Here is a 21,875-nt window from a genome sequence, read left to right as displayed (position 1 = left end):
TTTCTAATGTTTTTTGTAAGGTCCAACACCGCTTATTTTTATATGCGGAGGGACGGGCAGGGGGCAATGCGGCAGTTTGTCGCACCCACGGGATTGTTGAATGAAATTTATACCGGCCAATTAGTTGTTTTATGGACAGAATATGGGGGGATTAGGTTATGCGTGTGTTATCCGCAGTGGCCGAGCAGGCGCAAGTGGCGGTAATTGCTGCAGGATGATCTATTCGCATGCTGATGATAATAGATGCGGGTTAAGTTTAGCATCTGGCGCGATGATGGATGATTTTCGCCTGGGCGACGCCGCCGGAGAATAAGAAAACGAGCGATAACGCCCGTTATTCATTAGCTGTGATTGTGTCTATTCTTCGGCTTTATTGTCGTCAGCCTGCTTACTGCGCGAGCTTGTCTTCACCAGCCGCAACTTCTTTACTTCCGGTCGGTATTCGGTTATATCGCTCGGGAAAAGCTCTGAATCTGATTTGAATAGCAGGTCTGGGGAGCCGAACGGGCTATCAGGTTCGTTTTCCATGGGGGGACCGAAGCCGTCTTTTATCCTATCGCGGAGCCGGCGCACGTAGTCTTCAAACTCTTTCATGTCGACAGAGTCTGGACCTGTTTTTTTGCGATTGCTCATCTCAACACCTTATAGCAAAAGTTCTCTTTTGTATTATACGCGCTGTAGTAAAGACCATGAACGGGTGTAAAGGCGGTAGCACTGAGGTTGCAACGCTCTTCAGACAGATTAATGATGGCGGGAGCGTCCTAAAGCATTACCTTTAGCATTTTGCGGGCGCGCTACAGGACGTGCGCTAAGAAAGTGCTAAGCAAATGTCGGTTAAGCCTCTTTTTTGTATGGCTAGTACGGCCAAATCCATTAATTTATCTCATATATCTCCCGTACTTGATTCCCCGCGCACCGGCTCTGTGGTTAAATAGCCGCGCGCTGGCTCAGGCGCTTTTTTAAAGGATTTACAGAAGTTTCCACTCATGAAGACATCCCGTTCAAGAATTGCCGCCTCGATATTGTTTTGCCTGTTTTCCAGTCAGTCTCTGGCGGAGTGGCAGTGCTCCGAAAATGATTATGAAGTGTTGAAGAACGCGGAGGAATTCACCAGTGCGCGTACTGGTTATGCTGGGGATGTTCCGGACCATATTAATGCGTATCGGTGCCTGCTAAGTCGGGCGGATGCTCAAGAGCAGCTTATCAGGTTGCAAACGGAAGGCAGCAAGCCGGCCCAGCTTTATGCGATGATTGCTTTGCATGACTTGTTGCCAGGGTACTATCAACAAAAGGCGGAACAGTACGTCACGGATGCCGCCAGTGTAAAAACAATGGAAGAGCACATCGCTGGCGACGCTACGGTTGCAGAACTGTTTAAGCAGATCGAAAGCGGCGAACGCGTTCTGAAACACTACTTTGAGCCTTAATAGGATCATTTCCAGAACGTGCGATACGAGAAGAAAATCCATACATTCCAGGGACATTCATTGAATAGCTCTAAATCCACTTTGACAAAAACCCATACGCACAGCCTGACCTTGGCCCTGCTCATGCTGTCCCTGTTTACCGTGACGGGCTGCAAGGAACTGGAGTATCTGAGAGCTGAGAAAGTCACCTACCAAGTGCAGGATTACCTGGCTGACAAAGGTTCGAAAGAGGATATGGACATTCTGTTGAAACGCCTGAACGCCGTTCTCCCGAGTAAACTGTCATCGGTCCAGTTCAAAGACGTGGAAGGCAAGGGCGTGATTGAATTTTCACGGGGCGCCCCTGACGCTGAACTGGTCGCATTTCTAAGCGGGCATCCCGGCGAACTCGTATTCAGGGGAACGGAACCGGATGATATCTGGTATAGCGATCAAGACGTCGTGGAGTCCGCTGCCGTTCCCGCTGGCGACGGACTTGCCGTTGAAGTGGTGTTCTCGGATGAATCCTACGGGAAAGCCTCACCAAGAATTAAACAAAGCATTGGACGCTACGCCTACACCATGCTGGATGATGAAATACTTCATAAAGCCTTGGTGCAAACAGAACTGGGTAAAAAATTCATCCTGACCAGCGCCAGCGATACGGAAGCGCAAGGCCTGGCCGTTATGCTTGACAGTGGCCGGATGAGTCGTGGGTATGTGTTGGACAAATTATAAGTAGTTTGCGGGTGCTGTTCAGAAATCTGTGTCATTCCTGTTTTGCATAGAATACTGAAATGACACAGATTTCTGAACACTACCCAAGGTGGAAATAAAAAATAGCTAGGAGACTTTTAAAATGATTTTCACCTGGAAAGAGAAACGCTGGATAATACCTTGTACGTCTATGGCTTTTCAGGTTTTTTCTTGATGCCGCAATATACGGAGTAGATTAAGAGAAGCGTATATGAATGATAAGTATTCTTTTTTTGATAAATTGACAATGGTGTTTGGCGGCGGCGTAGGAGTCTATTTTACCTTTTTCTTCTTCGATAAAGTTCTAGGTATAGAAATGAATACTGATATTCATGCAGTGCCGTGGTGGATGCTTCTAATTGCGTTCGTTGCGCCGATCGTCTTTGTTATCCTGTTTATGTTGGGCTTTCGAGCAATTAAAATTATGTTGTTCAATGCTTTTTTTAAGTAATTGAAGGTATGCCGAATCTTTTCCTTTTAAAGTCCCTGTTTTATTTCCGTTTCAGCATGACATGCGCAACTGGGCTGATGACGCATCGGACTGGTTATGGGATATCGAACTGACGCATGAGGAGGCGGAGTTGCTGTTCGCTGCGTCGCAGAATAAACAGTTCAGGCAACAAACCAGGCATAGGTTAAGGCAGCGGGTAAACGCCTGGGCGGCCCAGCAGGGGTTTTGTTTTGTGCGTGAAAAGTTATGAAGGGCGCGGCGCCTGTTACTCAAGACGCCGCCGGAACGGAGTTAGCCGACTTGATAACGACCGGGTTTGTGGTTGACTGTCAGCAACAGATTCAGCGCTACTGCGCCGAGCACTGAGTAAATCAGAACCATGGGAGTGACGATGAAGCAGGACGCCAGCACGATAATACAGTCCACCATCATCTGAAATTTTCCGGCGCGCATGATATTGCGCTTTTGCAGGTATAGCGCGAGGATGCCGACGCCGCCCAGGCTGGATTTATGACGGAACAGAATCAGCATGCCCATGCCGATCAGAAAGCCGCCGAAAACTGCTGCGAACCAGGGCTCTATCGATTCAATGGAGACGACATCTCCGGTGTGATCCACAACCAGCGAAACGATGGCGACGGAAATAAACGTATTGAGACAGAAACGCCATCCCATCTGCTTGAAAGCCAGCCAATAGAACGGCAGGTTAAGCAGGAAGAAAATCTTACCGAAGCTGATATGCAGCACATGCGTCAATAACAGCGCCAACCCCGCCGTACCGCCTGTCAGCAAGCCGGCTCCGTTGAACAGAAATACGCCGAAAGCCACAAACGCCGTGCCGCTGATCAGCGCAAACAGATCTTCAGGAAGTGAATGCGATTGTAGGGTAAGGGAACTATTAGTCATCGTGAATCCGTCAGAAGGGGAAAATACAGCCTGGAAGTCGCCCAGCGCGGCGATTTTAACGATGCAAAAGACAAAAGTCGCGGATCTTACAAAAAATAATGGGATATTTTAGGGATTTTTACAGAAAAATTGATTTGAAGGTGTATTATCTGCGCCTGCTTGTATTTTGTTCAGAAAGCTCCAGATAATGAAAGATGTAAATCCTTATTCCTCTCCTAACACGCCTCTCATTGAGGAAAACCGAAGCCCACCAAAAAAGTATTTAAATCCTTGGTTTTCAATGTGGCTGCAGCCTAGGGCGACAATCCAGCAAATTATTGACGATGACCCGGTTCACCTTGTGATAGGGCTTACCTGCATGACCTCGGTGTTAACGAGGATAAAAGACGCCCGCCTCTACAATATGGCCGAATATATGGGCCTGATGTCTCTGCTAGGTGTTTGCATCGTGGTGGGCTGCGTTTTAGGTGTGATTTTGCTATATATCGGCGCTCCATTTATTCAATGGGTTGGTAAATGGTTTGGCGGGCGCGGCTCTCAGGATGAAATCCGTGCGGCAATAGCCTGGAGTTGTATCCCGGCTCTTTGGGGCGCGCTACTTATAATGCTCGAAATGATGCTTTATGGGAGAGAAATGTTCCTTGGGGCCGAAGCCAGGGACTATAACTTGGTGGATCTTAAAGTACGTGCAGCATTTTCCGTGGCGCACGGAATTATTGGTATATGGGGTTACGTAGCGTTTACCAAAGCGTTAGCGCAGGTGCAGGGTTATAGCGCATGGAAGGCGGTAGGAAATATGGCGATAGTTCTCTTAGTATGCTCTCCCCCTGCAATAGCTGTTGGATACTACCTTGGGTCGATCGCTCATCAATTTAATTGAAGAAAGGAATTGCTGACGGAATACCCTTCGGCTATTGGACCTAAGGCTCCTATCATCGTGGTTGAATACCGTGAATTTCATCTGATCCATTCGGTGGATTCGAGAGGTTAGCCTTTGGCTGTACAATCGCGGCTTTGTAAACGAGTCCAGAAGGAGCTGAAGAATGAGAGCTACGCACAAACGTGCCTAAGACAAATACGAGACACTAAGGGAGCAGTCAAGGAACGTTGCAGTTTCAACACTCCCCACAGCAATGCGTAATAGCCAGGGCCAAGTTATCAACTTGCGTGATACTGTCCGCCTAACCAGTATAGATTTTCATTCTGAGCTGCAGGCTAAATACTGGGAAAACTCTCCGATACGTCAGGTTGATTGGGAATGGAGAGAGGGGACTGCAGAATACGCTTATCGGCGCCCAAAACGTTTCGAACTAGCTATTTGGTATCGGAACGACTTTCTGTGTGGTTTGTCATTAGGTAGACCTACTTGGAGTGGCAATAAGCTCCGGCTTGACTTTTTGGAGGCCAGTCCCGAACGGACGCCGTTATCTGGTACAATCACAGACATAACCATAGCTGCTGCAGTAGCATATGCCAGATATATTGGGGCTGTAGAGATACGGATGATGAATCCTATCAATGAGACCGTCCGCAACTATTACCTTAAGCGCCTGTCTGGATTCTCCTACAATGAGAGAGGAGACTATTGCTATAGGAAACTGTCATGAGTAACCAACGTCCGAAGCCTGGAACGAAAGAGTTTGAGGAATGGGTACGCAAAGAGACCCAGTCCGTTGTTGATGATATGTTCAAACACGGCCCTGCTGATTTCGACGAAAGTGGTGTGATATTCGGCGGAGAAAAGTCTCTAAATTCCAGTGATGCTGAAGCGTTTCCTGACGAAGTTGAAGAGTATCGCCCCGAGGAGAGAAAGCCACGCTTGGTTCACAGTAATGATGGCAAGAAGAAAGCTTAATCGCCCATCGCTCTACGCAAAAGTGAATTTCATATCACCTTATTAGGGAATGTATTGAGGGCGCATAAGCGCCCTTTTTGCCTGTAGTACTTAATAAAGCGCCTTGGCTCCGTTGTCGACAAACTCAAGCTGACATTTGAATATCCTGCCTATCACATGTCTTTCGGCAATCTTCCTCAAACTGACTCGCCGTGTCTCGCTTATATTCCGTGTTTCCCTGGACATGCGTCCTTTCAACGGATTGTAACGTAGCCGCTGCACACTAAGCGGCTCCCTCATGGGAGTTTAAACACTACGTTATGCTATGAAAGGATTTCTGCAATGTTAAAAACAAAAGTATTGGCTTTGGCCGCTTCCTGCATGGTTTGCACTCTTTCTTTGAATCAGATCGCCAGCGCGAGTGATCGCGTCGCCCAGGTGGATGTGGCGCAAATGGCGGCGGCGGAGAGAAGTTTTTATTATCCGCAGCGCATGAATCAGTATGGCCGTACTGATTACATCTTTATCGACGCCACCAACGGAACCCAGTTCTGTAAAGAAGAGGGTTATAACAACTCGGTTGGCGGCTCCATCCTCTGCGGCGAGGACGAGAGTTCCTACATCACTTTCGACTGGTACCAGCAGCAGTGGGTATCTAAGGAACCTCTGAATAACCCATAGTTATCCCAATATCCCTCTCCATTGTGCATTTGGCCCAACCATATACTGCTTTTTCCAACAACTTTCGCCCCTTTCAGGACGGAAGTGGGCCTATCGCCCTATATCCGCAGCTCTTTCCACACCGTAAGAAGATTGCTGAAGGCCGCCAGTAGATATAATCGATTCCTGTTCTTCGCCAGGCCTCGATAGCGGACTTTGCCATAACCAAACACCTGCTTAATGTAGCGGAATGGATGCTCCACTTTGGCTCGGATGCTCGCTTTCAGCATCTCCATTCTCTGATGCTCTTTGCTCAGTGTGCGGCGCACGCCTGGACGTCTCGCGATAAACCAGGCGACACCCGCCCGCTTCTGGTGTTCCTCCCGCTTATGAATGCCTTGGTAACCGGCATCGCCGAACACGACGCTTTCTTCTCCATGCAGCAATTTGCCCGCAACTGTGATGTCATGGACATTCGCTCCCGTCGCTTCAAGGCTGTGAATCAGTCCCCGGGCGCTGTCTACGCCAATGTGCATTTTCATACCAAAGCGCCACTCATTGCCTTTCTTGGTCTGGCGCATCTCCGGGTCGCGTTGGCCGCTCTGGTTTTTAGTGGAGCTCGGGGCGGAAATAATCGTCGCGTCCACAATGCTGCCTTCCCGCATCATCAGCCCTTGCTTCTGTAGTTGTTTGTTCACTTCCTTGAAAAGCGTCTTGCCTAAACCGTGACGCTCCAGCAGGTGACGAAAATGGAGGATCGTGCTTTCATCCGGCAATCGGTCTGACAGGCGCAGACCAGCAAAGCGACGCATGGACTCAATCTCATACAGCGCATCTTCCATCGCGGGATCGCTGAGGTTATAGAACAGTTGCATGCAGTGAACGCGAAGCATGGCGGATAACGGATACGGCGGCCGGCCATTCTCACCCTTGGGATAATGACGGGCGACCTTCTTCTCCAACCGTTCCCAGGGAATCAGCTTATCCATCCGCTCCAGAAAGATTTCCCGGCGGGTCTTACGCTTTTTATTCTGGTATTCGGCTTCGGAGAAAGTCATCTGATCCATGAAAAGTGTTCCTGCTGAGTTGGACTGCCGTATTATGACTGATTCTGGGAGTTATTCAGAGGTTCCCTAAGAGCACTGGCAGTAAAAATCAGTGCTATCCCTTGTATAGAACTATCACCTGCCGTTAACGGCGACATAGTCTAATTCGGATTGAAAAAGGGTGGGGCAGGCTTCACCCTTTTTTCGTCATGGCGTCCGATCGTTGAAAACTCGCCCCCTTCCCGGTTACGTATCCGTCCTTTCGGAACCAGTCCGCGAAACTGACTGGCGCCGTTGTGCAAAAATACGCCAGTTGAGCTATAACTGAATCAAGGCAGCTTCGCTGCTTGCATGGACGTAAAGGAAGGAGGGAATCGTGCCGTCACCGGAAATTTTCGCTGCGCTTGGCGCGGCGCTGATTGGATTTTCCATCGCTCTTTGGGCTTTCCGAACCTATCGCGGAGATGTGAAGCTAGCCCAACCCAGCTATATCCTGCTTGACCAGGACACCACGTCCCAAGGTAAACGCATCAGCGAAGTGCGTTTGCGGACGGCTTTGTTCAGCGCATCCAAACGCGGGGTGGTGATCGACTACCTGACCCTGTGGCTGCGTCGGGGCGAAGAGGAAGCCAACTTCAGCATCTGGGCTTACCTTAACAAGCAATGCCTGCGGGAAAGCGGCGGCTTGCTGGCGCCGAAGGAAGGCGTCGTTCTTGAGCATCATTTCCTGACCGAAACGGAAGGACCTGAATTTGAGTTCAAGTCTGGGCCCTATGAGATGGTGATACTCGCCAAACCCGCAGGATCCGGACGACTACAAAAGCTCAGCAGCCTTTATTTCGTCATCAATGACTATCAGGCTCAGCAAATGCGTAAGTCCGCTATGGGCTTATGCCTGAGATGGGACCCCAAGCATCGCTGTTATCAATCTGATATAGAATCCAACCTCAAGCCCAGCGTGACGCCACTGGTGGAGGAACACGCCGGAGGACATTGAGATTTTCGTTTTACGCCTGGAAACTTCAATTAATCTAATAACTTGGAGTTAAGTAATTATCAGGCTATCCTTCATTAACGGTCGTTAATGGCGAGGAGTAGCTTATGGGGCGGACCCCAACTTATAACGTTGTAAGCAGCGGGGAAATCAATGCGGGCTTTGACGCTCAGCAAGTGGCGAATAGTTGTGCGAAATTATTCAAGACCACGCCAGAAAAGGCCCAGGCGCTGCTTAGTAAGAAACTCGTTTTAAAGAAAGGTCTGGACCTGGAAACGGCGCGCGCATACGTACGCAAGCTGGATAGCATCGGCATGGCGGCGACGGTGCAGGAGGTGAAACCGGAGCCCACTTTTAAAGGGCGTACTCTCTCGTTGGAACCAACAGAGGAAGAACTCCGGGCGAAGGAGGTGGAGGCAGTCAAACCTACTGACGAAAGGGTCACCTGCCCGAAATGTAACCTGGAGCAACCCAAAGCGGAGCAGTGCGCCGGCTGTGGCGTATACATGCATAAAGTCGCCCCTGCGCAGGAACCTACTGAAGCGGCGCCAACTGCGGCGACGGCAACAAGGCCCGGCGGCAATATCCGCAACTCTAGCGCCAAACCCGGCAAAGAGGACGAAGTCACCTACGCGACGGACGATGTCGAAGCGCTCAACCCCAAGGCCGTCGGCGCCGCTGCAGGCGCAGCGTTAATCGGCGCTTTGTTGTGGAAAGTGATCGCCTTGTCGACAGGGCATGAATACGGTCTGATCGCCTGGGGGATTGGCGGCGCAGTGGGATTCGCTGCGCTGGCGTTGGGAGGAAGAGGTCTCGCTAATGGGATAGCCTGCGGCGTCCTGGCTTTTCTCGCCATCACTGGTGGTAAATACATGGCTATTCAGAGTATTCAGGAGAACTGGTTTGAAATCCTGGCGGATTCGGGGGAAATCGAGTTGCAGGATTTTCGCCCGGTCTATGACTCGGTTATTCAAGCCGCGCACAGCTATCAAACCAATGTGACCGATGACGACTCGCTGCGCAATTTCATGATTGAGTACGGCTACACCGAGGCCAGTGAACCCAGCGAAGTGGTGCAATTTGAAATTGATGATTTCAAACGGGAGTTCGAGCCGGAGCTACGCAAAGTGGCCCTGGAAAACCCTTCATTTGAGCAATGGGTGCAAGCCACGTTCAGTCAGGAATTCAAGGAATACTCCACTTTTCAGCTGATGCGAGAGGATTTCGGTCTCCTGGATATCCTGTTTTTATTCCTGGGAGTGGGCACGGCGTTTCAAATGGGAAGCGGTTTAAGGCGTCACTGATCTGCGTGACGCCACGCGCAGATTTCCCTGTCTCTTCCCTTTATCGTCCCTTGCCCAGCGTCGCCTTCCGGCAGCCTGTTTCCCCCTTGTATTCCCTGATCAGGCTGTCAGTCGCGCCATTCCTCGCATGTCTCTCAATACAGTCTAAGCTGTAAAGGGGGAGAAGCGATCAAAACGAACGTTCAGGGGCCGCCTGCGTTCGTAGGGATAACCAGAAAACTTCTGGTGTTAAGGGAGGGGCTTTCATGGCGTCCGCCAGACTTTCTGATGCATCATTGCTCAGCATGCGAACCTTGCTGGCGGTTACGCTTGCTTTCTGCACGCTGGCGATTCCCTTCTATTATCTGGCGTATTTCTATCAACTCGATCAGGAACATCACAACTACGACCTCAGGCTGGCGGAACAGGCGGAGCTGAGATCGGAAGCCATACAGAGCAAGTTGGATCTATATCGTCGCGACGTGCGTTTCCTGTCCAACACGCCTCCTATTCAAGGCATCATCCGCGCCATTGATAATAATGGCCTTGACCCGCAAGAAGGGAACTCACTGCTTGTGTGGCAAAGGCGCTTGCAGGTCATTTTTTCCGAATTTATGAAAGAAAACCCCCGCTTTGCGCAAGTGCGCTATATCGGCGTGGCGGACAAGGGAAGGGAGCTGGTGCGTGTGGATCGCACGCCGGAAGGAGTGGTCGCCGTATCGGAGCGGGAATTGCAAAGCAAAGCGGGGCGAGACTACTTCCAGGAAACGCTCAAACTGCCTGCAGGAGAGACCTATGTTTCCGACATCACCCTGAATCGGGAGCAGGATAATCAATTGGAGACGCCCCATCGACCAGTAATTCGGGTCTCGGTGCCTATCTATGCGGAAGGCGATCTGTTCGGCATGGTGGTGATCAACGTGGAGTTCGCTGAAATCTTTACGGAGCTGGTTACCGATCTGGCGCCGGAATACACCACCTATTTGCTCAACAGCGATGGCGACTTTCTGGTGCATCCCGACCGCAGAAAAGTCTTTGGTTTTGATATCGGTAAGCGTCACCGCTGGACTGACTATTTCGCCACCTCGGACGAATATGACACCTATGAGCACATGAAAATCTTCAAGGGACCGAAAGGTCTGATTCATGCTGTCATGGTCGACGTTCCGCTGGACAAAAATAACCCGTCTCGACATCTGACGCTGGTGAAATCAGTCAGCGATGAGTTTCTGAACGCACATGCGTCGCAAACCGGCAGAGTGGCGATCGGCGCGGTGTTGGTAGTGGTGGCGATATTAGGCGTGGTGCTTTATCTGTTTATGCTGAACCTGCGCCGCCACATGCAGATCAGTCAGGAGCAGGCGCGGCTTGCGGCGATTGTCGACGGCTCCACCGACGCCATTATCAGTAAGTCCCTGGAAGGGGTTGTCACGAGCTGGAACAGAGCGGCGGAAGAAATGTTCGGCTACTCGGCGGAAGAGGCGGTCGGGCAGACTATGGCGTCCCTGATCATGCCCGCGGAGCGCATGGCTGAGGAAGAATACATATTACAGCGATTACGTCGCGGCGATCCGGTGAGTCATTTTGATACCACTCGTAAACGACGCGACGGCAGCGAGTTTGACGTGTCCATCACCGTATCGCCAGTGCGCGGCCCCAACGGCGCGGTACTGGGGGCCGCCACCACTATCCGCGATATCTCGGCGCAAAAAGCCATTGAAAAGCAAGTGATTGAGCTGAACTCCAACCTTGAGCTGCAGGTCAGGGAACGTACGGGAGAGCTTAAAAAGGCTAAAGATGTGGCGGAAGCGGCGAGCATGGCGAAGTCCGAGTTCGTCGCCAACATGAGCCATGAAATCCGCACCCCGATGAACGCCATTCTGGGCATGTTGCAGCTGTTGCAGCGTACGGTGCTGACCAGCCGCCAGCATGACTACGCGGATAAACTCGACGCCGCCGCACGCACCTTGCTGAGCATCCTCAACGATATTCTCGACTTCTCCAAAGTAGAGGCGGGTAAGCTCAGTCTGGATATGCATCCCTTCAATATCGATCAGGTGTTTCGTGAAGTCGGCGTCATCATGTCCGCCAATCTGGGCGGCAAACCCGTGGAATTACTGTTCGATATCGACCCTGACATACCCTACGACATGCTGGGGGATGGTCTGAGGCTAAAACAAATACTCATTAACCTGGTCGGCAACGCCGTCAAGTTCACGGACGCTGGCGAAATCGTACTATCCGCCAGGCTGCTGAAGCGCACAGAACGTGAGTTAGAGCTTTTTTTCAGCGTACGGGACACTGGCATCGGCATTTCTCCAGAGAACCTGCAGAACATCTTTGACGGATTCTCCCAGGCGGAGGCGTCCACCTCACGGCGCTTCGGCGGCACCGGCCTGGGCTTGGCTATCTGTCGTCGGCTGGTGGACCTGATGAAGGGCCAGATGAGCGTGGAGAGTACGCCAGGCGAAGGAAGCACCTTCAAATTCACGGTCAAGTTGGGAGTAGTGGGAGATACCCAGGACCTGCGGCGCACCATTCCCAACTTGCACAAGCTCAATGTGCTGGTGGTGGATGATAACGACACCGCCAGAGAAATCGTCGCCGGTATGGCGCAAGGGTTTGGCTGGCGCACGGATTTGGCGGCGTCGGGAGCGGAGGCGGTCGTCTATCTGGAAGCCAGTCGCGACAGTGCGCGTCCCTACGACGTGATATTCGTGGACTATTTGATGCCGGAAGAAAGCGGGCTGGAGGTTTGCCGGAAAGTCCGTTCCATGGACTTTGGCGATGTCCGGCCTATCCTGGTGATGATGTCCGCCCAGGGACGGGAAATACTGGAGCGCCACAGCCAGAGCGGCGACGAAGCCATGCTCGACAGCTTTATCGTCAAACCGATAACGGCCTCCGTATTACTGGATTCAGTGGCGGACGCCCGCGCGGCGGGGCGAAAAGGCTCTTCAACTTCTTACCATTGGCGCAGCTCCGGTCAGATGCTGAAAGGGCTGAAACTGTTGGTAGTGGAGGATAATCCGACCAATCAGCAGGTCGCCCAGGAGCTGTTAATCAGCGAAGGCGCGCAGGTGGAAATCGCCTGCAATGGGGCGGAGTGCCTGGAGATGGTCAAGCGGGCGCAACCGGGCTATGACCTGGTGTTGATGGATATTCAAATGCCGGTGATGGATGGTTATTGCGCCACAGGAGAAATACGCAATCGCCTGGGACTGGCGGATTTACCCATTGTCGCTATGACCGCCAACGCCATGTCCTCGGACAGGAATGCCTGTTTGTCCGTGGGCATGAACGATCATGTCAGCAAACCCTTTGAGCTGGGGCAATTGGTGGAAGTCATTCTCAAGCAGACCGGACTGGAAAGTCGGCTGCAAAAAGTCGCGTCGCTGCATACGACGACGTCTCTGTTTACGGAAGAAGAATTGCAATTCGCCAACAGTCTGCAGATTGACGTCGCTTCCGCGCTGGCTCGTTTTGGCGGCAGCCTGGGCACCTACCGCACGGCGGTGTCTGGTTACAAGAAGGAAGTGCTGACTTTGCTGGAGGAATGGGACGCATACTTCGCGCCGAGCGGCGATCCCGAGCTGGCGGCGAATATCCTGCATACCCTGAAAGGTCTGGCTGGCTCCATCGGTTCAGGGGGGCATATGAATATTATCCAGGATGTGGAACTGGCGCTGCGTAATCACGAGCTGGATGAAAATCTGTTGGCGGCGTTGCGACGCGAACTGGAGCGAACCCCTCAGATCGTGGTGGAAATCGATAATCTGCTGGCGGTCAAACAAGCGATGGAGTCCCCGCCGGATATCGTTGGTCAGCCGGAGCGAAGTCTGCATCAGGATTTCAAAGAGCTGGCGTCGCTGGTGCGTGCGTCAAATATGGAGGCGATTTCGTTTTTTGAGAATCTCAAAAGGAAATACGGGTCGGAGTTGCCGGAAGCTGTCAACGAACTGGAAGAGTGCATCAACCAGCTCGATTTCAGCACGGCGCTGACTTTGTGTAACGACATGTTGAAACAGCTGGAGTCTTCGGACTGTATCGGTAACTGACATGCCAATGCAGATTGAAAAAAAACGGGCGCGTATTCTGGTGGTGGATGACCAGCCGATTAACATCCAGGCGATCTATCGATTATTCGCAGGCGAGCATGACGTCTTCATGGCGACTAACGGCGCGCAGGCGCTGGAATTCTGCAAGAAAGACATTCCTGACCTGATTCTGCTGGATGTCATTATGCCGGATACCGACGGGTTGGAGGTGTGCCGTCAATTGAAGCTCTCTCCAGAAACCAAAGACATCCCGATCATTTTCGTCACCGCCCACAACACGCCGGAAGAGCAGGACGCCTGCTGGGACGCCGGCGGCGTCGATTTCATCACCAAACCGATTAACCCCGCCACGGTGCGTAACCGGGTGCGCGCTCACCTGACGCTTAAGTTTCAGGCGGATCTTCTGCGGCAACTGGTGTTTCTGGATGGGCTGACCGGCGTCGCCAACCGACGTTTTTTTGATGAACGTCTGGAACGAGAGTGGCGTCGCTGTAAACGCAATGGCCACCCATTAAGCCTGATGATGCTGGACGTAGACTATTTTAAAAAGTTCAACGACCGCTACGGTCATATCGCTGGCGACGAATGTCTGAAGATGGTGGCGGGCTGTATGAAACAGGTATTGCAGCGTCCTGACGATCTCCCGGCCCGCTATGGGGGCGAGGAGTTCGCCTGCATATTACCGGAAACGAAAATCGCCGGCGCATGTCAGTTGGGTCGCGAACTAGAGGCTTCCATCAGAGCGCTGGGCATCGAACACCAGGCTTCGGAAATCGCCGATGTGGTGACTGTCAGCATTGGCGTGGCGGAGATCTATCCGATCCGGCATATCGAGATTGTGGACTTGATCAAAGAGGCGGATCAGCAGCTGTACGCGGCGAAACAGGCGGGAAGAGGGCGTGTCCACTGCGCTGAAGATAACGCAGAGGAACAACGGATGCTTTAAATGGGGACCTGAAAAAATAGAAGATGAAATGGCGAGGTGAGGCGCGAAAGTGAAGGATGGGATAAAGCCGAAACAAAGCACGTTGGATTACTCCAAGTTACTGCTGGCGGGTCAACAGGAAGGCTCTTTGGGTAATCATGTGCGTGAACTGGTGTGTCAGGTGTTAGGCCGCGGCAAACAACCGGTGACGAATATTCGCAAGGCCATGGCTGAAGGGAGCATGACGGAGGCGCTGCGTCTGGCGCATACGCTGCGGGGCTCCATGGGCACCCTGGGCGCTGAGAAGGTGGCGGAGTGCGCCGGCGAATTGGAGGAAAGCATACGGGCCGACCAGGATACGGACAAAAGCCGCCTGCTGAACGCGTTGGAGCGTCGGATGGACGCCATGCTGAAAGAGTTGATGGAGTGGTCCCAACAGTTCCCGCCGTCCTCGGGTTGCCCGATTAATGTCGAGCTGGACCTGGATATGCTGCAACATTGGCGCGAGCTGCTGGAGGGCAGCAATATGGAGGCGCTGGATTATTTCGACCGTATTCGCTCCTCTTTGCAGACCCTGTGCGGCGCTGCTCAGTTCGAATCCATCCGCGAAAAAGTGGCCAATCTTCAATTCGACGAGGTTTTGGATGAGCTGGATGCGCTGATGCATGAGAACGGCCATGCCTGACGCGGCAAGAGAACGCCAAGTCCAGTAGCGCGGACGGAGACAATGATGCTTGGACGTATGAGATGGTTTCTTTGGGGGTTGCTGGCGGTAGGCGTACTACTGGCCTTGGAGGAAGGCGTGCGCCGGGCCAAGATGAATCAGAGTGAGGCCAGAGCGCGACTGGATATGCTGGCTAATCGCGTCGCCAGTCAGGTGCAGTTGCGCATGCAGATATACGAATATGGCCTGCGCGGCGCCCGCGGCGCCATCATCGGCGGCGGCCGTGAAAACGTCAGCTATCGCAAATTCCTTGAATATTCCCACTCTCGTGAGCAGGAGCGGGAGTTCCCCGGCTCCAGGGGGTATGGACTGATTCAACGGGTCACTCCGGAGCAGGAAGCGGCCTTTGTGGAGATGGCGCGGCGGGAGCGGGGCGGCGACTTTGCTATAAAGCAAATTAAGGTGAACGACGCAGAGCGTTTTGTGGTGCGTTTTGTGGAGCCGGAGCAACATAATTTGCAGGCGGTGGGCCTGGATATTGGCTCTGAAGCCACTCGACGCGAAGCGGCGCTGGCGGCGATGCGCAGCGGCCAGGCTACGCTGTCAGGACCCATTACCCTGGTGCAGGCGTCAGGAAAGCAGCAGCGCAGTTTTCTATTGTTGATTCCGATCTATCGTACTGACCTGTTTCCCGCCACGGTGGAGGAAAGAGAGCGGGAAACCTTCGGCTGGGCCTATACGCCGCTGGTGACGGACGAAGTGTTGCAGGATATGGATTTCCATGGCGAGGCCTTCGCTTTTTCTCTGACTGACGCGCCTGAATCCGGCGCGGAGGATGTTTTCTACACCTCCGCCGGTTTTGATCGACCCGCCGCAGACGGATTGGAGACCGTCATCAATCTGGATCTGTACCAACGCACCTGGCGCATGCGCATCAAGGCGCTGCCGGCGTTTGTCGAGAGTCTGCATTTGCTGTCGCCAGTTCAGGTGGCGCTCACCCTGGCGCTGATCTCTGTGTTGATGACCGGACTGTTCTATATCTTTTTGGTCAACCTGCAGCGCAAGGTGCATATCGGTCTGGAGCGCTCGCGTATGGCGGCCATCGTGGAAAGCTCCAACGACGCCATTATCGGCGTCACTCTGGAAGGTGAAATTACGAACTGGAACCAGGGCGCGGAATCCATGCTGGGCTTTCCCGCGGAGGAGGCTATCGGAAAAACGCTGATGAGTCTGATCGTGCCGCCCAATTGCCGCGAAGAAGAAAAAGACATCATGGAGCGGGTGACTCAGGGCGAAGTAGTGCCTAACTTTCATACGATTCGCAGTCGCGCGGACGGGAGTCATTTTGACGTGTCCGTTACCGTTTTTCCGATCAAAGGCGCCAATAACCGGATCGTCGGCGCCGCCACCACGATTCGCGACATCACGGAACAAAAAGCCATTGAAACCCAGGTGCAGCTGCTTAACGTTAACCTGGAGCGGAAGGTCGCCGAACGCACCGAGCAATTACGCCAGGCCAAGGAAGCGGCGGAATCCGCCAGTCGCGCCAAGTCAGATTTTGTCGCCAATATGAGCCATGAAATCCGCACTCCCATGAACGCCATTCTGGGCATGCTGCAGCTGGTGCAACAAACGGATCTGACCGTGCGGCAGTCCGACTACATTCACAAAACCGAATCCGCCGCACGCACGCTGCTGGGCATTCTCAACGACATACTGGACTTTTCCAAGGTGGAGGCGGGCAAGCTGGAGTTGGATCTGCATCCTTTTTATCTGGAAAAACTGGTGCAGGAAGTGGGCGTGCTGTTGTCCGCCAGTCTGGGCAAGAAGAATGTGGAGGTGTTGTTCGATATCGATCCCGCGCTACCGGAACAAGTGGTGGGGGATTCCCTGCGCTTGAAACAGATTCTGATCAACCTGGCGGGCAACGCCATCAAGTTCACGGAGTCCGGCGAGGTGGTGCTGACCATCAGGTTGCACAAGATGGAAGCCACACATCTGTGGCTTTATTTCAGCGTGCGCGACACCGGCATCGGTATTTCCGCAGCGCAACAAAAACATATCTTCGATGGCTTTTCTCAGGCGGAAGCCTCTACCTCCAGACGCTATGGCGGCTCCGGACTGGGATTGGCGATCTGCCAACGCCTCATTCGCATGATGGACGGCGAACTGCAACTGGAAAGCGCGCTCGGCGAGGGCAGTGAGTTCTATTTCACTGTGCGCCTGACCTGCTCTGACGAAGTGGCGCGGAAACCGGAGCCAGCGCTCCAGGGGCCGCTGAAGGTGCTGGTCGTCGATGACAATCAATGCGCGCGGGACATCCACTGCAATATCGTCAAACATCTCTCTTGGCATGGAGAAGGGGCTGCCTCCGGCGAAGAGGCGATCGCCATGGTGAAGGCCGCCAGGGAGACGAACGCCGACTATGATGTCGTGATGATGGACTGGCGCATGCCGGGATTGGACGGCTGGGAGAGCATTCGGCGCATTCGCCGGGTCCTGATGGGCATTAAAATGCCGCTCATCATGATGGTGACGACCCAGGACAGGGAAATTTTATCCTACCCGCGTGAGGGGGAAGCGGGCCTGCTGGATGGCTATCTGGTGAAGCCCATCACCGCCGCCATGTTATCGGAAGCAGTGACTGACGCACGCGCCGGCTATCGACAACGGCTACAGATCAATCGCAGCTCCGCGCAGGCGGACGCTCAATTGAAGGGATTGCGTATCCTGGTGGTGGAGGACAATCTGACCAATCAACAGGTGGCGCGCGAGCTGTTGAGTGGTTGCGGCGCGCTGGTCGATATCGCAAACGGAGGATTTGCTGGCGTAACTGCGGTGAAGAAAGCGTCGCCGCCTTACGATCTGGTGCTGATGGACATTCAAATGCCGGATATGGATGGCTACTCCGCCACCCGTGAGATTCGCGACCATGCCGCGTTCAAGGATCTGCCTGTCGTCGCGATGACCGCCAACGCAATGCCGGCGGATCGGGAAAGCTGCCTGGCCGCCGGCATGAACGACCATGTCGGCAAGCCTTTTGATCTGAGCGACCTCGTTACTGTAATTCTGAAGCACACTCAGCCTGAGGAGCGCGCAAAAGTGGTTGCATCACCCGCTTCTGCAGCGAACTCAAGGATGACTTCGATATCGGGTGCCCCGCCGCACTTACAACCGGCGTTATCGCTGGCGGATGCGCAAGGCTTGAAACTGTGGGATGCGTTGCGGCGATTTGGGCAGGATACCGTCGCCTACAGCAACGCCACGCAGGGCTTTATTCGCGATGTCAGCGCGATGCTGAAGGAGCTGCCTGACCTGTTGTCCCGAGGGGATACGCGGCGCGCAGCGGATATACTGCATACGATAAAAGGACTGGCGGGCGCGGTAGGCGCGCCAACATTGGCGGAAGCCGCCGGGGCGCAGGAGCGGGGATTGCGTGGAGGCGACGAATGGATGCCGGAGCAGAATGCCGTGGCGTATATCCGGGCGGAATTTGAGCGTACGTATCACCTGCTGAATCAAATCGTTCCCCTGCTGAACCCTAAGACGCCAGAGGATGAGCTTATCTCCGCCAATCAGACGCTTGATGGACTGAAAGCCGGGCTGAGGGAACTGGCGCAGTTGGTCAAGTTGTCCAATATGAATGCATTGAAGCTATTTACGGAGTTGAACGCCGTTTATCGCCAGCAACTGCCGGTGGCTTTTAGCGTATTGGAAGAAGATATCAATCAACTGGACTTTGACGCGGCCTACGGTCATTGCCTAGAAATGTTGCGGCAGGTAGAACAGGAGGCGTCTACCACTTTGTCGCCTTAGAGAGGGTGGTCGTAAGAGCAAGAACAAGAATAAGCGCAAGAGCAAGAAAGCGCCCACCAGAAAGGTTCTGATGGGCGTAAGACATTAAAGCGCCCGATCCTCAGACACTTCCAGTGATTTCAGCATAAAGCCCTTGGCTTGATCTACGCCGTAAATCACCGCTTGTACGTGAGTCAGGTCGTCCGGCATTTGCACCGCGGCTTCCAGTGTGGTCCAGTCGCTGGCGGTGACGGTTTGTCTGCTCACTTCAAACCATTCTTTCGCGCCGCTCAGGGTCTCATAGTAGAGCCACAGCGTCGCTGCGCCGTCTTCCAGGCCTTTGACCTTCGCCTTCAGTTGGTAAACGTCGCCGGGCTTCAGATCGCAGGTCAGGTTAACGCCTGCCGTAGGAAGGTTGGCGGCGTTCTCCACTTGCAGCACATTGGTCAGTTTACCGTTGATATCCACCTCGACGACAGAGAGTTCGTCCTCGCCCTCAATCCAGGGATAGACCGCCCCCGGTTTATTGTCTGAGAAGTCAATTTCAAGGTTGTCCAGGTGCCAGCCCGCTTTGGGCGCGCCCACGGCAAACTGCATCGGCGTTCCCTTGGCCCCTGCGAGCTGCAGATCGTTCTTACAGAAATTGGCGACCTGCTGCGCCGCCAGATTCAACGCGAGGGCGTTGTTGGCTTGCAGGCCGTTACCAAGATTACCGCCGATCGCCACTTTTTCGGATTCCTGGCAAGTCGCGCCGCCATTCCGGCAAGCCTTAACGTCTGGCGTGGAGAAATAGGGAACCCATGGCGCGTAATCATGATCGTGAGGGTAGGCCATGATGGTGGAAACTTCGCTGTTGGTCGGGCCGCCATAACCGAAAGCAAAAGCATGTTGCAGAGGATATACCTGCGCTTCGACGGCTTCCTCAAGTGTGGAAAGCGTGGCGAATGGCAATGCTGGACGGTTGTTGTAGAAGCCTTCGCCATCCAGCGCCTGGAATATCTCTTCCAGCCTCGTCTGAATGCTGACGAACTCTGTTTGCTCTGTGGGCAAGCCGTGCCCCAATCCAAACAGATGGCCCAGTTCGTGCGCAAAATGATAAGGGGTGATGCTGTCGCCATTATTATCAATGGCGCAACTCGGGTCCACATCAATCAGTCCGTAAGCGCTATCGATATTGCTTACGGAGAAGACGCCTTTATTGGCCAATAGCACGCCTGGAGCGGTAACGCCGCAGGTGTCTGACCGAGTATTATTTTGATCGTACAGCATCATTACCAGGTCGGCCTGATAGCGACCGCGTAGTTCACGGACGTAACGGTTTTGCTGCAAGGATGCCAGAGAATCGCTGATGTCCTGATTGTCCACGCTGAGTGTGGCGTCGGAGATCACTTCGCTATGGACCAGATTTAGCTGGATATCCACCTTGCTGTTAACGAAAGCCTGGTTTGTGAAAGCCACGTAGTCGGCGATCTTTTGCTGGATTTCTTCGCCGTTGCTGATGTACTCATCTTGCGCTTGAGCGCTGTAAACCACCATAACGTCCACGCTGTGGGTGGGGGCCGCCCAGGTAAACTGGGATAAACAGGAGCCTACAGCGATAGCCAGTGTTTTTCTTAATTGAATCATTGTTTTAAAAGCACACAAGTAATAGTTGTATTTAAAAAGGGCGGGCAATATACGCAAACGATCTAAAACGTTTAAGTCCTCATATGTACTTACGACGAAGAGCGAACGCGGCTTAGGTTAAAAGGGAGATGCAAATGGCTGATTTTTATGAAATTTAAATGAAAAATAAGATAATTTGTTATCTTTAGGTTCTCAACAAGGACGTTAGCTCCTATGATATGGCCTGCTATTTCGAATCCGCATTATGGAAAATTAGAAAAATGAACAAAGAGGACTCCTGGAGTCTGAAAGACGCGAACCCTTATGGAAAAAGGGGCGTCAGCGCATTCACGCTCGTTCTATGCCTCGTTATGAGTTTCCTGACTGGACTGGGTCTCTGGTTAGTGAATGGGCCCGTTGAATATCCTTCGATGACATTCTGGATCGGCGCTGTATTGATGGGGTTGCCGCTGCTGGGAGCCATTGAGGCGAGTCATTGGATGTACGACAGAAAGTTCGTCAGCAAACTGCCTGGTTCGCTGCGCATACTGTACGGCGTTATTATCGGTCTGGCGGAGTTGCTGATTCTGGGCGTGATTGTTTTCTTTCTGTCCTCACTGGTGGCTTTTTAAGGCTGGCCTGCGATCCTGAATTAGACGCATATTCCGCCCCCTCCAGCAGTTGCCTATGTTGATATAAGACCTCCAGCCAGTCTGTTTCCTGCTGAGTTAACGACCACTCTGATTCATCCTTATCATGAAGGCGCGCATACAGGCGCTGGGCGATGTCGTTCAGGCGTCGACGCTGCGTCAGCCAATGCGGATTAGCGTTTTGCAGCAGCCGCACAGGGCGGAACTCAAAGTACAAAGTCTTGCGCATGCGCTCGCTGACCACTGGCGGAGACGCGTGGGGCAACCTGACGTCATGGAGCAACAGGTCTCCCGGTCGGGTGGGGAGCCGTAACGGCGTCATCATTTTGCCGGCTAACATTGACGTTAATGTGGAAATGGCGGCGTCGGATAGATGATGACCCGGCAAAACCTGCAACGCGTCCTCTTCCGCCAGCGCGGCGTCGAGATAAATTCCCAAGGTAAAGATCCGACCATTCTGCTGATGATTCATATCCCGATGCCAGTCAACCCGGGTGGCGTTGGCGGCCGAGCGCACCAACATCGACTCATACGTGCAGACCACTTCGTCTTCGCACAGGGTCTGAGTCAGGCGCTGTAGCGCAGGCATGCCCAGGATGTATAGCGTATGCGCGCCGAAATAGCGCAGCAGCTCATTAACGCGAAACAGCGCCTGAGCGCCGCAGAACGCCACATGTTGTACCGGCGCCTGCGCGCAGTCCTGCATCACTTGCGTCAGTCTCGCGTTATAACGATGAATTAAATCGGACGTTAAGAAGGCGGGGATATGGACATAGCCGTCACGGTCAAATTGTGCGGTTATCTCCCTCATCACGGCGTCTCCCTGTCAGTGAACGGATATA

At 53.1% G+C, this 21,875-nt stretch carries 18 protein-coding genes; 13 read left to right on the top strand and 5 right to left on the bottom strand.

Features of this window, described 5'->3' with window-relative positions; genetic code table 11:
* Positions 1–357: 357 nt before the first annotated feature.
* Positions 358–633 carry a hypothetical protein gene (locus ACQYWX_RS17855; protein WP_431685809.1) on the bottom strand — a complete coding sequence of 92 codons (276 nt, stop codon included), beginning with the start codon at positions 631–633 and terminating at the stop codon, positions 358–360.
* Between the two features lie 353 nt (positions 634–986).
* Between ACQYWX_RS17855 and ACQYWX_RS17850 the strand changes: the two genes are divergently transcribed.
* The 3 genes from ACQYWX_RS17850 (at position 987) to ACQYWX_RS17840 (ending at position 2,613) form a co-directional block, all read left to right on the top strand.
* Entirely contained in the window at positions 987–1,427 is a 441-nt protein-coding gene (locus ACQYWX_RS17850) for a hypothetical protein (protein ID WP_431685808.1), read from the top strand.
* A gap of 60 nt (positions 1,428–1,487) precedes the next feature.
* Positions 1,488–2,144 carry a hypothetical protein gene (locus ACQYWX_RS17845; protein WP_431685807.1) on the top strand — a complete coding sequence of 219 codons (657 nt, stop codon included), beginning with the start codon at positions 1,488–1,490 and terminating at the stop codon, positions 2,142–2,144.
* 229 nt (positions 2,145–2,373) lie between these two features.
* Positions 2,374–2,613, top strand: a complete 240-nt coding sequence (locus ACQYWX_RS17840) for a hypothetical protein (RefSeq protein ID WP_216738769.1) — start codon at positions 2,374–2,376, stop codon at positions 2,611–2,613.
* 291 nt (positions 2,614–2,904) lie between these two features.
* Here ACQYWX_RS17840 and ACQYWX_RS17835 read toward each other — a convergent pair whose 3' ends face one another.
* The gene (locus ACQYWX_RS17835; RefSeq protein ID WP_127971292.1) at positions 2,905–3,519 is read right to left on the bottom strand and encodes a YitT family protein; all 615 of its coding nucleotides are present in this window, start codon (positions 3,517–3,519) and stop codon (positions 2,905–2,907) included.
* 187 nt (positions 3,520–3,706) lie between these two features.
* Here ACQYWX_RS17835 and ACQYWX_RS17830 point away from each other — a divergent pair, with 187 nt between their 5' ends.
* The 3 genes from ACQYWX_RS17830 to ACQYWX_RS17820 all read left to right on the top strand — a co-directional run bounded on the left by ACQYWX_RS17830 (position 3,707) and on the right by ACQYWX_RS17820 (position 6,034).
* Entirely contained in the window at positions 3,707–4,399 is a 693-nt protein-coding gene (locus ACQYWX_RS17830; RefSeq protein ID WP_431685806.1) for a Yip1 family protein, read from the top strand.
* A gap of 723 nt (positions 4,400–5,122) precedes the next feature.
* Entirely contained in the window at positions 5,123–5,374 is a 252-nt protein-coding gene (locus tag ACQYWX_RS17825) for a hypothetical protein (RefSeq protein ID WP_431685805.1), read from the top strand.
* Between the two features lie 321 nt (positions 5,375–5,695).
* Positions 5,696–6,034, top strand: a complete 339-nt coding sequence (locus ACQYWX_RS17820; protein WP_431685804.1) for a hypothetical protein — start codon at positions 5,696–5,698, stop codon at positions 6,032–6,034.
* Between the two features lie 98 nt (positions 6,035–6,132).
* Here the strand turns inward: ACQYWX_RS17820 and ACQYWX_RS17815 are convergent, their stop codons facing one another.
* Entirely contained in the window at positions 6,133–7,080 is a 948-nt protein-coding gene (locus ACQYWX_RS17815) for an IS5 family transposase (protein ID WP_431685803.1), read from the bottom strand.
* Positions 7,081–7,435: 355 nt separating this feature from the next.
* Here ACQYWX_RS17815 and ACQYWX_RS17810 point away from each other — a divergent pair, with 355 nt between their 5' ends.
* From ACQYWX_RS17810 to ACQYWX_RS17785, 6 genes are all read left to right on the top strand, one after another.
* On the top strand, positions 7,436–8,056 hold the full coding sequence (locus ACQYWX_RS17810) for a hypothetical protein (protein WP_431685802.1): 621 nt from the start codon (positions 7,436–7,438) through the stop codon (positions 8,054–8,056).
* 104 nt (positions 8,057–8,160) lie between these two features.
* Positions 8,161–9,357 carry a hypothetical protein gene (locus tag ACQYWX_RS17805; protein WP_431685801.1) on the top strand — a complete coding sequence of 399 codons (1,197 nt, stop codon included), beginning with the start codon at positions 8,161–8,163 and terminating at the stop codon, positions 9,355–9,357.
* 245 nt (positions 9,358–9,602) lie between these two features.
* Complete coding sequence (locus ACQYWX_RS17800) at positions 9,603–13,394, top strand: response regulator (RefSeq protein ID WP_431685800.1); 3,792 nt, start codon at positions 9,603–9,605, stop codon at positions 13,392–13,394.
* A gap of 7 nt (positions 13,395–13,401) precedes the next feature.
* Complete coding sequence (locus ACQYWX_RS17795) at positions 13,402–14,340, top strand: diguanylate cyclase (protein WP_431685799.1); 939 nt, start codon at positions 13,402–13,404, stop codon at positions 14,338–14,340.
* Between the two features lie 49 nt (positions 14,341–14,389).
* Complete coding sequence (locus ACQYWX_RS17790; RefSeq protein WP_279502553.1) at positions 14,390–15,004, top strand: Hpt domain-containing protein; 615 nt, start codon at positions 14,390–14,392, stop codon at positions 15,002–15,004.
* A 57-nt stretch (positions 15,005–15,061) separates the two neighbouring features.
* Positions 15,062–18,799, top strand: a complete 3,738-nt coding sequence (locus ACQYWX_RS17785) for a CHASE domain-containing protein (RefSeq protein WP_431685798.1) — start codon at positions 15,062–15,064, stop codon at positions 18,797–18,799.
* Between the two features lie 84 nt (positions 18,800–18,883).
* On the opposite strand, the gene ACQYWX_RS17780 is transcribed toward ACQYWX_RS17785, so the two are convergent.
* Positions 18,884–20,404, bottom strand: a complete 1,521-nt coding sequence (locus tag ACQYWX_RS17780; protein ID WP_431685797.1) for a zinc-dependent metalloprotease family protein — start codon at positions 20,402–20,404, stop codon at positions 18,884–18,886.
* Between the two features lie 260 nt (positions 20,405–20,664).
* Here ACQYWX_RS17780 and ACQYWX_RS17775 point away from each other — a divergent pair, with 260 nt between their 5' ends.
* Positions 20,665–21,015 (top strand): hypothetical protein, encoded by a 351-nt coding sequence (locus ACQYWX_RS17775; protein ID WP_216738759.1) that lies wholly within the window; start codon positions 20,665–20,667, stop codon positions 21,013–21,015.
* Here the strand turns inward: ACQYWX_RS17775 and ACQYWX_RS17770 are convergent.
* Positions 20,945–21,844 carry a phytanoyl-CoA dioxygenase family protein gene (locus ACQYWX_RS17770; RefSeq protein WP_431689519.1) on the bottom strand — a complete coding sequence of 300 codons (900 nt, stop codon included), beginning with the start codon at positions 21,842–21,844 and terminating at the stop codon, positions 20,945–20,947. The two genes, ACQYWX_RS17775 and ACQYWX_RS17770, sit on opposite strands and share 71 nt — an antisense overlap.
* Positions 21,845–21,875: the final 31 nt, after the last annotated feature.

This window comes from Hahella sp. NBU794 (assembly GCF_050749805.1).
In the GTDB taxonomy this organism is placed as follows: domain Bacteria; phylum Pseudomonadota; class Gammaproteobacteria; order Pseudomonadales; family Oleiphilaceae; genus Hahella.
The sequence above is the reverse complement of the archived record's forward strand: the minus strand, read 5'-3'. Positions and strand labels throughout refer to the sequence as shown.